The sequence below is a fragment of the Chitinophaga sp. 01L420 genome, assembly GCF_056399985.1.
The window spans coordinates 1-12,162 of the sequence record NZ_JBFTSK010000087.1 but is presented as its reverse complement, the minus strand read 5'-3'; the positions used below and the strand labels follow the sequence as shown (position 1 = coordinate 12,162).

Sequence of the window (12,162 nt, the reverse complement as noted above, 5' to 3'; positions counted from 1 at the left end):
CGCTGGTGTTGCAACAATCACTTATACAGTAACTAACGCAAGTGGCTGTACGGCATCGCAAACGGCTAGTGTCACCGTAAACAGTCTCCCTGTTGTAGCAGCTATTACCGGCGCAGGTGCTGTTTGTATAGGTAAAACTACGGCATTAAATTCTGCTACTACCGGCGGTATATGGAGTAGCAGTGATGCAACCATAGCTACTGTAGATGCCAACGGCCTGGTAACAGGAATAAAAGAAGGTAGTTTGACGATTACCTATACAGCAACATCCGCTAGTGGATGCAGTAGCAGTAAGGTGATGAATATTACTGTTAATAAATGTGATAATCCGCAACCTCCGTTGGCTAATAATGACGTGGCAAGGACATTTATAAATATGCCTGTGGTGATTAATCTCACCGCCAACGATCTTCAAAGGGATGGGCTACTTGATCTCTCTTCTGTGGTCATAATGAGCCAGCCATCCAAGGGTACAATTAATATAAATGCCAACGGCACTGTCACATATACGCCAGTAGCTGCTTTCACCGGCACAGATATCTTCAGTTATACCATCCGTAACACCCGCAACGAAGTATCCAATCAGGCAACTGTTACAGTTACCGTAAATCCGGTACCAGTTGCCGTAAACGATACTGTGCAAACCTTACCAGGGAAGGAAGTCGTGGTAGATCTACTGAATAATGATAGGTGGCTCGACGATTTTGCCGGCATAGTCATTACGATCCAGCCGGTCAGAGGTATCTTAAAGATAGGTGTGGATGGTAAGGTAGTATATATCCCAGATGCGGGCTTCAAAGGAGTAGATGTATTTGCTTACCAGGTAAAAGATCTTGCTGGGAATATTTCAAATGAAGCTGTCGTAAGAATTACTGTAGCTGATGACGGATTCTTTATCCCGAATGCGATTACACCTAACAATGATGGTATCAATGACCGATTTGTAATACCTGATCTCTACAAATATCCCAGTAGCTCGCTATCTGTATTTAATCGTTGGGGCAATGAAGTGTATCATTCCGGCAACTATAATAACAATTGGGACGGTAATGGCTTGAGCGGTGGTACCTACTACTATGTACTGAAACTGAAAATGCCGGAAGGCATCAAAGCATATAAAGGTTGGATCCAGTTACTGAAATAAAATAAAAACGATGCGTGTAAAAATATTTTTTCTGATGCTATTCTCTACTGTTGGCGCTCTTTCAGTAAATGCCCAACAGGAAGTACAGTTTAGCCAGTATGTATTTAATGGGTTGGCGGTAAACCCTGCCTATGCAGGGTATAGAGGTGATGCTTACCTGAATGCTACCTACCGTAAACAGTGGGTGAATTTTCCGGGAGCGCCACAAACAGGCATTGTATCATTGGATGGACTTCCCAACTGGATCCAGGATGAGAGGGTAGGACTGGGAATTCAGGCGCAATGGGATAAGTTGGGACCGCAGGAATATCTTTCGTTAGCGGGATCTTATGCCTATCGCATCCCATTGAACGAGTCTGGTAGCTCAAGACTGAGTATTGGCATGGGGTTAAGCCTGGCGCAGTATAGCGTAAAGGGTGACGCGTTGCAGTTCACGGATGTGAACGATCCCTCAGCTCCGGCGGGTAAAATTAGTTCCCTTAAGCCGGATGCCAGTTTTGGGATCTATTATAATACTTCCTCTTTTTATGCAGGTGTTTCCATTTTACAATTGTTTTCGCAGGAGCTATCCGGAAAAATTGCAATTGCCGGAGGAGACCGCGAATACCTGGTCATCAAAAGAACGAAACACTATTATTTCACTTCCGGGTTCCTGGTTAACTTATCTGACCAGTTAAAATTAAAGCCTTCCATCATGGTAAAGGAAGATTTTAAAGGACCAACAAGTTTCGACCTGAATGCCTTTTTATTGTTGAGTGAAAGACTCTGGCTTGGAGGTTCTTATCGTTCTTCTGCAGATATCTGGAAGAAACATAGTCTGCAGGATGGACTGATGAAATCCAACGCAGCCAGCGTTATTGTGGAGTTTTTTGCGAATGAACGGCTAAGAATAGGCTATTCCTATGACTTCACAACAAGTGGGCTTTCCAGCTATCAATCTGGTTCGCATGAAATATCCATTGGCCTGTTACTGCTTGGTAAAAAGCGCCAGGACCGGGTACTTAGTCCCAGGTATTTTTAATTTCATTAAACCAATAATAAATGATCATAAAAAGGCATTTTAATAAGGCATTGCTGACAGGCGGTTTAATGGGCATTTTTACGTTGGTATTTGCACAGGAGCAAAAGTCGGCTTTAGCGATGGCGGATGCACATTACCTGCGTTATGAATACAAACAGGCGGCGGTATTTTACGAGGAGGCCGCTTCAAAGAAAAATACCAACATTACAATTCTCCGTAGGCTGGCAGATTGTTATCGGAATACAAATAGTTATTTGAAAGCCGCTGCCTGTTACGGCAAAATAGTAATGCTGAGCGGTGTACAATCAGATGACCTGCTTTACTATGGCGATGCGCTGAAGAACACAGGAGACTACGCCAGAGCAAAAGAAACATATACCAGCTATATGCAGCAGGGCGGCAGAGATGTGTCCAGGCAGATAGCGGGTTGCGATTCTGCCATCCGCTGGCAGGCAATGCGTCCCGAGGCTGCTACGAGGAATTTGAGTGAACTGAATACAGGTGCTTCTGAGTGGGGGGCTACCTGGTACCTCGGAAGGCAATTAGTATTTACCTCAGACAGTTTACGCTATACGATGATTGCCGCTTCAAAAAAGGAGGTAGGAAGAACTGGCAATGACTATTCGAAATTATACCGGGTAGATTCCGTAGGCAATAATCCTAACGGAATTATTATCCGTGGCTTCGATGCAAATATAAATAGTTACCGCTATCATATTGGACCGGTGATTTTTACTGCGGGAGGGGATACAGCCTACCTCACATTAACGAATGTGGCCAAGGGCGCCTATCATGGCCCCAGATCATATTATACCCGGCGCCTGGAGTTGTATTGCAGCATAAAAAAGGAAGGGGAGTGGCAAAAGCCTGTACCATTTGCTTATAACAATCCTTCTGTTTATTCCCTGGGCCACGCAGCATTAACGGCCGATAGTCATGTCCTCTATTTTACCAGTGATATGCCCGGCGGTTTTGGAAAAACAGATATCTGGTACTGTGAAAAGCAATCAGATGGCAACTGGAGCGGCCCCCGGAATTGTGGATCTGTCATCAATACAGAAGAGGAAGAAGCATTTCCCACTATTAACGAGGAAGGACATCTATACTTTTCCAGTAAAGGACATGCTGGGATGGGAGGATTTGACATTTTTTGTGCTCAGGGCGATGCAGGTACCTGGTCTGTATCGCTAAATCTGCGCGGTGGTTTTAATTCTGAAGGCGATGATTTCTACATGGTAAAGCAGCCAAACGGTAATGGCATATTCGCTTCTAACCGTCCGGGCGGCCGGGGGGATGATGACCTTTATGCTTTTGAATCTTTATTGCCGCCGGTGATATCTGCGCCTGCTGTTGAGCCAAAAATACTGGAAGCATTTGTTTATGATAGTGAAACAGGTTTACCTGTAAAAGATGCCGTTGTTAGTCTGAAGGATGAAGACCGGAATGAAATATGGACGCTTCTGCCAAATTCTGGTGGGAAGCTGCGGTGGGTGCTCACCGACAAACACCGGTTCGTGATATTTGCCACTGGAAAGGACCACGGACTTGCAGTGCCGGTGAGGTTTACCGCAAGCGGTAACGATACACTACGCCTGGAATTAAGGCTACCCAAAGCTCCGCCGGTTGTGGGCAACACCTTTGTTCTGCAAAATATTCTTTATGATCGTGACGATTTTCATATTCGTCCCGATGCGGTTATGGCGTTGGATTCTCTGGTGATTATGATGGAGCGTTATCCGGGTATGCGGGTAGAGTTGGATGCCCATACGGATAGCAGAGCTGGTACCGAGTACAATCTGATATTGTCTAACCGCAGAGCCGCTTCTGCAGCAGATTATCTTATCAGTAAAGGCATTAGTGAAGAACGCATCATAGCAATAGGCTATGGGGAAAGTCATTTGCTGAACCGTTGCGCTGACGGAGTGGATTGCACAGAGGAGGAACACCAGCAAAACAGGAGAACCGAAGTACGCATACTTCAACGATAATAAGTAGGATTCATAGGACAGAGGGGAGGCCGGCAGTTATGGCATGTAAACTGGCCGGCCTAATTTTTCAGATCAAGCAATTCTATTTTCTTTACAAGATCTATGATATTGGTAACCTGCATTTTTTCAAAGATGCGTGTTTTATAAGTACTTACTGTGGTAGCATGTAACTGCAGTTTGGCAGCAATCTTATTTACCGGCAGCCCCATGCAGATCATCTGCATTACTTCTCTTTCACGAGGTGAAAAATTGTTAATCGTGTTGGTACTTTCAGCCGGTAGTTCCACGAGTTTCTTTTGCATTTCACCTTTCATAGCATGGCTGATATACTTTTTCCCCCCGAGCATACTGATTAATGCCAGTTGTATCTCTTCTTCTTTTGCCTTTTTTTCGAGATAACCATCGGCGCCCGCTTGCAGATAGTTAAGCGCGTATAATTGTTCGGAGAAATCGGAGAAGATCAACACAGGAAGGCTTGGCTGCCGAAGTTTTGTAGCTGCGATAGTATTTAGGTGGCTACCTCCAGGAAGGTCTGCATCCAATACCAGCAGATCATAACGCTGCTTGTGCAGTTTAATAACTACTTCGTCCAGCGTGACAGCTTCCTCCGTGATGGTGTTTATCGAAAGCGTAGATATGATTTGAGCCAGTCCCAGTCTTATCACAAAATGTTCGTCGGCTATCAGTATTTTTTTCATCTATATAGGGTGGTTATCGTATTTTTGTCAGGTAAAAATACAGATACGCTGCCAATTTTACCCATACTCAGGCATTTTCATTTATGAAGGGCAATAGCCTCCTCGTAACTAAACCTTTGTTTAAACGTGAATGCATAAGGTGTAGGACCATTTTTCCTTAAATAAGTCAAACGTTCTTCCGCCTCTGCTACGGTGGGTACATGGCCTTGCGGCACATACCAGAGTGCCAGCTGCATTTCGCCCATTTTTTCAAACCACTCTTTCCTTCTCTTCAGGATCTCCGTATGAGCCGTCTGGTAAGTATAGACGTATAACGTATCTATGTCTTTCCAGACAGACATATTCACGATTAAGGTGTCATCCTCAAAAATCCGGATAGATGATGCGTTATTGTTATCATCTTTCAGTCTCCATACAAAACCCTCACTGTTATCCGCTAATGCGTTGATATCGTCCAGGCGCTCAACGAAAGTGCTCATTACCGGGCTGTCCATCGGACCGAGCACTCTGCCGATATTGATCTGTGCTATATGATAAGTCATAGAAAAAAATTATCTTCAAAGGTAAATCGGTAGCGAACATGAGTCAAGAAGTTACAAAAAGGTTACCTGTCAGAAAAAGACAAAGCGATACCTATAACATCAAAAAATGCGCGGTAATCGGCGCGCTTAAAATATTCTCCACCAAGTGGAAACCCTGTATCATTTGCTACCTGGCTATAAAGCCTATGCGATATAACGACCTGCACAGGATTATTCCCAATATCAGCAGGAAAATGCTATCTGCGCATCTGCATGAGCTGGAGAACGATGGTTTGATCATACGGAAACAATATGATCCCAAGAAACAGCACGTAGAATACCTGCTTTCGCCCAAAGGGTATTCTCTTATGGGGATTCTGGAAAATATTCAGGACTGGGGACTAGCTAATATCGAAGGGGTGGTATCCATCAGGGAAATGACGGAGGAGGTGTTGTAAAGGAAGCGCAATAGGGAGATGATATAGTTAGTTTTAAATTTGAGGAATGTTAACGGATATTATTAAGAAAGACCTGGCCATCATTTTTTGCGGAATTAATCCGGGTTTAACTTCGGCACAATACGGGCACCATTTTTCCAACCGAAGCAATCATTTTTGGCGGGTATTGAACCAGGCTGGGTTTACGCCACATCAAATTGAACCAGAAGAGGACGCCACGATCCTTGATTTCGGGTATGGTCTGACTACGGCCGTGGAGCGAGCCACCGTTCGCGCGGACGAGCTTTCAAAAGAAGAGTTTCACAATTCCATTGAAGCCTTTAAAACAAAAATGAAGCATTTCCAACCAAAGTATATTGCGTTCCTGGGTAAACCTGCCTACATGGCGTTTTCAGGGAAAAAGCAAATTTCATGGGGGCTTCAGTCGGAAGAATGCTGTGGGGCCAAAGTTTGGGTACTGCCTAATCCAAGTGGATTAAATCGGGGATTTACCCTTAATGAGCTTATCAGCTATTACAGAGAATTATATCAGGCAATAGTGTAATTCCCGATGTTCGCATAGCTCGGTCTTCTTTTTTCTTCTATACCAACCGTGTTTCGTTATTGCGTCTCCCTGTGTATTTGCTCAAAAGTGACTTTTTGCAGCTTTAAAATTGCAAAGTATCAATTAAACAGAATGAATCTTCTGATAACTTTGCTGTAGAAATAAAGTGCCAGTTTTTTGTTAATCCGGTTAACCTTTTCCAAACAGTCACGATATATTCTTTAGATAGTCAGCAATAAACATGGAAAATATTACATCTAATGCAACCTGGTATGTGAATGATGCGGCATTTGACTGGTTGTATCCGGAAAGGATACAGCAATTATCCAAGCGGCATTGGACCCCTATGGAGGTGGCAAGAAAATCTGCTAAATTTTTGACTTCGGGTTCAGGCAAGAGAATTCTTGATATTGGCAGTGGTGTCGGCAAGTTTTGTCTTATTGGAGGGCATCAGTTTCCGGAAGCCACATTTTATGGTGTGGAACAGCGAAAAGAGTTATATCATTTTGCGCAAGCCGCCAAAAAAATGACAGCCACAAGGAATGTTGAATTCATAAATGGCAATTTTACGCAGATAGATTTTGAGGCATTCGATCACTTTTATTTTTATAATTCTTTTTTTGAAAATCTTGTTAATGAGGGACAAATTGACCAGGAGATGGAATATTCCACTGGCTTGTACAATTATTATTCGCGCTATATGTTCAAAGGATTAGATAATAGACCGGGAGGTACGAGATTAGTTACTTTTCATAGTCTGGAAGACGAAATACCACCCAGCTACCAGCTGGTAGACGCAACGGTTGATTTTCTTTTGAAAATGTGGATAAAGAGATAATTCAAAATAAATAAGATTTTACGTTAAAATAAAAAGTGATGGCAGCTGATAAATATGTATTGTTAGTAATTGAAGAATTGAAATCGGCCCGGGATAATAGCCAGGTGGAAAGAATTATTTCAGTTGCAATAGCTGGTATTGAGCAAACGGGATATACAGGTATGATTAAGCCATTCGTATTGGGCTTACAAGCCTGGCTGGAAAATCTATCACCCATTAATTGGAATAGTACGCAATGGGGATGTTTACGTTACGCTAATATATACCTGAGAAAATATCCGATGATGGAATTGATATAAAACTAATATCCGGGCGCTTATTTTTGATGTCAAGTTTTCAACAAAATTTATAAATGCTGCGTCATATAGGAAGAAAGAGGAACTACAGGCATAATTTACGGTTGGCAGTGCTTTTGTGTTTTACAGCAGGAATGGTGAACGCAGCTGGTTTTGTTGCCTTTTCGGTACTGACCACTAATGTCACCGGCCACGCGGCATTACTTGCACATAAGTTAGCAACCGGAGATTTGCGATCTGCAAGAATGGTTGGTTTATGGCTGGTACTCTTTCTTGCCGGGGCATTTTTTTCAAGTTTTTGTACCGGTAAACTAGGGCAGAATAAAAGATTTGGCTATGTGGTACCTATAGTAACTGAGATCGTAATCCTTATACTGGTAGGTAGCTTCGGCTACACATTTGATCAGTCTATTATCAAAACAGAATATTTTGCGGGTAGCCTTTTATTTGCCATGGGAATGCAAAATGCTTTGGTATCAACCATTTCCGGATATGTGGTTAGAACTACGCATCTAACTGGTATGTTTACAGATCTTGGTATTGACCTGTATGCATTGATATCGGCGCCTGGTAAAGTTGTTCCAGCTGTCAGAAAAAAAATTATCCTGCGACTCGTTATCATATTCTTTTTTCTGACAGGGGGAATTGTAGGAGGATATATGTTTTTGAAACTTAGGTACTTCGCCTTTTATTTGCCGGCAGCTGTATTGGTGATTGCTATGTTTTATGATGTTTTTCGTGTGATGTTTTCCAAAATGGTACATCGCATCATGATTCGGGATAAAAGAGCATTAGTAGTAAACAGATAATAGTATTGGCTGATTTAGCCAGCTAACTATTTATAATTAGCTATTTTGATCAACTTGTTGACATCTTTTATCATAATTTTCCTGCCTTTCGTTTCCAGTATGCCATCCACCTTGAATTCAGTCAGGACCCTTACGATATTTTCTCTGGCGGTACCAACGAGGCTGGCTAAATCTTCACGACTTATATTTATTTCTATGGACATACCATCTACATAATTCTCTTTATATTTTTCCCGTATAATGATCAATTGCAGCGCCAGTCTTTCCCTTACAGTTTTCTGTGCAAACATTGTTAAGCTGTTAGCGAGTACGGCAAATTCATGGCTTAAAGCTTTTAGTAGCCTGTTGTTAAACAAAGGAGAATAATCCAGTGCATTCAAAAAATCCTCTTTAGGTATGAAGGCGATGGTACTTTCTTCCAGCACGGCGGCAGCATCAGGATAACGATCTTCCGATAAGATGGCATGATACCCGATCAGTTGCCCGGTATTGGCCAAATAGATGATCTGTTCTTTGCCTTCATTGTCAACCTTATATTTTTTGACCTTTCCTCTGGTGATGTAAAATATACCAGATGGATAGGATCCTTCTCTGAAAAGAACCTCGTTTTTTTTATATATCTGTTCACTCTTATGGGCTGTCAGCAGCTCATAAACATCATGGGGTAAATCAGCAAGGATGGATTCACTTTTGAAATCCCATTTATCTATTGGAAATATACCCTTGATACTCATAGCACACAAAATTAACATTTTTAAAATTGATAAAACTCACTTTTTAGGATGATAAAATTTACCGCAGCGAGATGGAATGATAAATACCTTTACAACATGGATCTGGTAGTTACATTCAGGAAATTTTACCACTTCAATTGTAAACGAAATTTTTTAAATAATACATGTCATTAACAACACCATCAACACCATTACGTGGACATTTGGACAAGTGGTTTAATTCAGATGATAGTTTCCATCATCTTTATCCGCTATACATACAGGCGCTGGCTCAAAAACACTGGACCCCGTTAAAGGTAGTTCAGAAAGCATCCGGATTTCTGGCTGCATCTCCGGGTGTTAAGGTATTGGATATTGGGAGTGGAGCGGGTAAATTTTGCCTTGGAGGRGCATATTACAACCCCGGAGCATTTTTTTATGGCATTGAGCAGCGGCATGACCTGGTAAGCTACGCCACTATTGCTCAGGAAATGTCCGGGCTAAATAATGTTACTTACATGCACGGTAATGTAATGGAATTGGATTTCACACAATACGACCATTTTTACTTTTTCAACTCCTTTTATGAAAACCTGCCCGGGACTTATAAAATAGACAATAAGCTTACCTATTCCAGGAGCCTGTATCATCAATATAACAGGTATTTATATCACCAACTTGAAAGAATGCCTGCGGGCACGAGGCTGGCCACGTATCACTGTGCGGAAGCGGAGGCTCCGCATGGATATCAGATGGTGAGTACACACATAGATCATTTGCTTAAATTCTGGATCAAATCATAAACAAAACTAAAATTTTAAGATAAGCATGTATTATCCAACACATTTGTTGTATTCAAAAGATCATGAATGGATTCACCTTGATGGTGAGTATGCGTATATAGGCATTTCTGATTTTGCGCAGAAAGAGCTGGGAGATATTGTTTTCCTGGATATTCCTTCAATGAATAAAGTGCTTGAATCCGAGACTATTTTTGGAACAGTTGAAGCAGTGAAAACAGTATCAGATCTTTTTATGCCGGTTGCGGGCAAGGTGGTGGAAGTTAATAGTTCACTTGAAAAAAGCCCTGAACTGGTAAATAAGGATCCCTATGGCAGCTGGATTATTAAAGTACAGGTAAAGCTACCTATAGATACGACCAACCTGCTCACTGCCGAACAGTATACAAATCTTGTGCAATAAAAAGATGACTAACGACATTGTCTTATAAAGGAAGATAGATTCTAAATATACTTTAATATACAAAATGAAAGATACAGCGTTGACAGATGTTCATCGTCAATTGGGGGCCAGGATAGTGGTGTTTGCCGGTTATAACATGCCAATTCAATATGAGGGAATAAATATTGAACATGAAACTGTGAGAAAAGGTGTTGGTGTATTTGATGTATCCCATATGGGAGAAATTATTATCAAAGGACCGGAGGCCTTATCCTTCATTCAACAGGTAACTACTAACGATGCCTCTAAATTGGTGGATGGTAAGGTACAGTATTCCTGTCTTACCAATGATATGGGTGGAATAGTGGATGACCTGCTGGTATATAGATTGGACGCAACTACTTATATGTTAGTAGTGAATGCGTCAAATATAGAAAAAGATCTCAGCTGGATGAAATTGAAGAACACTTTCAACGCGGAGATAGATAATATTTCAGGTAAAATTTCTTTATTGGCAGTACAAGGCCCCATGGCGTTGGCTACCTTACAAAAGCTAACTACGGTTAATTTATCTGAAATCCCTTACTATGGATTCAGAATAGCAACAATGGGAGGTGTATCCAATGTAATTATTTCGAATACCGGTTATACCGGTGCTGGTGGTTTTGAACTGTATTTTCCTAATGAGGACGCAGCAACGCTTTGGCATTATATTTTTGATGCAGGAACACAATTCGGTATAAAACCGATAGGCCTTGGTGCAAGAGATACTTTGCGTCTGGAAATGGGATACTGCTTATATGGCAATGATATTGATGATGCTACTTCACCGTTGGAGGCGGGACTGGGCTGGATCACAAAATTTGTCAAGACATTTACAGCGGATGATCTTCTTGAAAAGCAAAAGGCTGGTGGCCTTTCTCGTAAGTTAGTTGGATTTGAGATGATGGAGAAAAGTATTCCGCGGCATAATCATAAAATTTATAGTGCAAACAAGGTACCTATTGGGGAGGTGACTTCAGGTACACAATCGCCTTCGCTAAAGAAAGCAATTGGTTTGGGATATATTGATAGTGATTTTGCCTGGGAAGATAGTACCATTTTTATAGAGATAAGAGATAAGATGTGCGCGGCGAAAATTTGCCGGCTTCCATTTATAAAAACTCAGATAAGATAATATTTCTGTGTTTTTGTAACGCGGCATGTGCTGCCACCAGTCCGGATTTATATAAAATTAAATCAACAGGGGAGCTGGGTATAGAAATTTTCTGCGGTTAAATATGGCAATATTCTGCCAGGGCCGGGGATGGCAGGAAGGTATCTGAATGTCCTTTAGTGTAACTGTATCCCCCATTTTTCAGTCAGCGTTAATTGATAGTTGCATGCTGACCTGTCATTCGTACCGGCCTTATCGTTCAGCATTGTTTAAACCAGGCAGGCAATTTTCTGACATGAAAAGTAAAAATGGAATGAAGAAGTACAGAGGTACTCCTTCTTTTCCTAATGATCAAATCATATATAGCTATGTCATCCGTGACACTATATGCTTTTGTCTAACTTTTAAAATATGCCGTAGGTATTGCCAGGAAATTCAATAAACGGTTGGTTCCTGATATAGTAATAATTTAGGTTGTTAACTTAAAATACCAGGGAGTTATTATAGTTCTTCTTTTTTTCGGTCTTCCGCTTCAGGATCATGACCTATGTAAAAGGTCAGATATAGTGTCCTGGACAATCTCATTAACAAAGGCATCGCAAGAGTAAGTATTACGCCATTAACTATGAGCCAATGAAAGATGCTGTTATCTCTCCAGGTGATGCCAAAAATTAACCAATACCATATTAAGTTTAGTATTGAAAACATCACTGCCAAAACATAACTAACATATCCCGTTCCATACCAGAAACCTATTTCCAGTTCTGTTCGCTGACCACACACGGGGCAGTTAT

14 protein-coding genes and 1 pseudogene are annotated in these 12,162 nt (G+C 41.6%); 11 read left to right on the top strand and 4 right to left on the bottom strand.

The window, feature by feature from the left end:
- The 3 genes from AC1DP6_RS35570 to AC1DP6_RS35560 form a co-directional block, all read left to right on the top strand.
- Positions 1-1,144 (top strand): Ig-like domain-containing protein (locus tag AC1DP6_RS35570; RefSeq protein ID WP_477059152.1); only part of this gene is annotated, 1,144 nt, incomplete at its 5' end.
- A 10-nt stretch (positions 1,145-1,154) separates the two neighbouring features.
- Positions 1,155-2,165 (top strand): PorP/SprF family type IX secretion system membrane protein, encoded by a 1,011-nt coding sequence (locus AC1DP6_RS35565; RefSeq protein ID WP_477059151.1) that lies wholly within the window; start codon positions 1,155-1,157, stop codon positions 2,163-2,165.
- 20 nt (positions 2,166-2,185) lie between these two features.
- Positions 2,186-4,153 carry an OmpA family protein gene (locus AC1DP6_RS35560; protein ID WP_477059150.1) on the top strand — a complete coding sequence of 656 codons (1,968 nt, stop codon included), beginning with the start codon at positions 2,186-2,188 and terminating at the stop codon, positions 4,151-4,153.
- Positions 4,154-4,212: 59 nt separating this feature from the next.
- Here the strand turns inward: AC1DP6_RS35560 and AC1DP6_RS35555 are convergent, their stop codons facing one another.
- Complete coding sequence (locus AC1DP6_RS35555; RefSeq protein ID WP_477059149.1) at positions 4,213-4,851, bottom strand: response regulator; 639 nt, start codon at positions 4,849-4,851, stop codon at positions 4,213-4,215.
- Positions 4,852-4,928: 77 nt separating this feature from the next.
- Complete coding sequence (locus tag AC1DP6_RS35550) at positions 4,929-5,393, bottom strand: DUF3291 domain-containing protein (RefSeq protein ID WP_477059148.1); 465 nt, start codon at positions 5,391-5,393, stop codon at positions 4,929-4,931.
- A gap of 38 nt (positions 5,394-5,431) precedes the next feature.
- On the opposite strand from AC1DP6_RS35550, the gene AC1DP6_RS35545 reads away from it, so the two are divergent.
- The 5 genes from AC1DP6_RS35545 (at position 5,432) to AC1DP6_RS35525 (ending at position 8,317) form a co-directional block, all read left to right on the top strand.
- Positions 5,432-5,830, top strand: coding sequence for a winged helix-turn-helix transcriptional regulator (locus tag AC1DP6_RS35545; RefSeq protein WP_477059147.1), 399 nt, complete (start codon positions 5,432-5,434; stop codon positions 5,828-5,830).
- 46 nt (positions 5,831-5,876) lie between these two features.
- A complete protein-coding gene (gene mug / locus AC1DP6_RS35540; RefSeq protein ID WP_477059146.1) occupies positions 5,877-6,374 on the top strand; it encodes a G/U mismatch-specific DNA glycosylase in 498 nt (165 codons plus the stop codon).
- 241 nt (positions 6,375-6,615) lie between these two features.
- Positions 6,616-7,212, top strand: coding sequence for a class I SAM-dependent methyltransferase (locus tag AC1DP6_RS35535; protein ID WP_477024965.1), 597 nt, complete (start codon positions 6,616-6,618; stop codon positions 7,210-7,212).
- Positions 7,213-7,250: 38 nt separating this feature from the next.
- Positions 7,251-7,511, top strand: coding sequence for a hypothetical protein (locus AC1DP6_RS35530; protein WP_477059145.1), 261 nt, complete (start codon positions 7,251-7,253; stop codon positions 7,509-7,511).
- Positions 7,512-7,564: 53 nt separating this feature from the next.
- Positions 7,565-8,317, top strand: coding sequence for a YoaK family protein (locus AC1DP6_RS35525; RefSeq protein WP_477059144.1), 753 nt, complete (start codon positions 7,565-7,567; stop codon positions 8,315-8,317).
- 26 nt (positions 8,318-8,343) lie between these two features.
- Here AC1DP6_RS35525 and AC1DP6_RS35520 read toward each other — a convergent pair whose 3' ends face one another.
- Positions 8,344-9,051 carry a Crp/Fnr family transcriptional regulator gene (locus AC1DP6_RS35520; RefSeq protein ID WP_477059143.1) on the bottom strand — a complete coding sequence of 236 codons (708 nt, stop codon included), beginning with the start codon at positions 9,049-9,051 and terminating at the stop codon, positions 8,344-8,346.
- Between the two features lie 164 nt (positions 9,052-9,215).
- Here AC1DP6_RS35520 and AC1DP6_RS35515 point away from each other — a divergent pair, with 164 nt between their 5' ends.
- The 3 genes from AC1DP6_RS35515 to gcvT all read left to right on the top strand — a co-directional run bounded on the left by AC1DP6_RS35515 (position 9,216) and on the right by gcvT (position 11,389).
- Entirely contained in the window at positions 9,216-9,833 is a 618-nt protein-coding gene (locus tag AC1DP6_RS35515; RefSeq protein ID WP_477059142.1) for a methyltransferase domain-containing protein, read from the top strand.
- Positions 9,834-9,858: 25 nt separating this feature from the next.
- Positions 9,859-10,233 carry a glycine cleavage system protein GcvH gene (gene gcvH, locus AC1DP6_RS35510; RefSeq protein WP_477059141.1) on the top strand — a complete coding sequence of 125 codons (375 nt, stop codon included), beginning with the start codon at positions 9,859-9,861 and terminating at the stop codon, positions 10,231-10,233.
- Positions 10,234-10,297: 64 nt separating this feature from the next.
- Positions 10,298-11,389, top strand: a complete 1,092-nt coding sequence (gene gcvT / locus AC1DP6_RS35505; RefSeq protein ID WP_477059140.1) for a glycine cleavage system aminomethyltransferase GcvT — start codon at positions 10,298-10,300, stop codon at positions 11,387-11,389.
- A 480-nt stretch (positions 11,390-11,869) separates the two neighbouring features.
- Here gcvT and AC1DP6_RS35500 read toward each other — a convergent pair.
- Positions 11,870-12,162: pseudogene (locus AC1DP6_RS35500) on the bottom strand (DUF983 domain-containing protein); the annotation flags it as partial.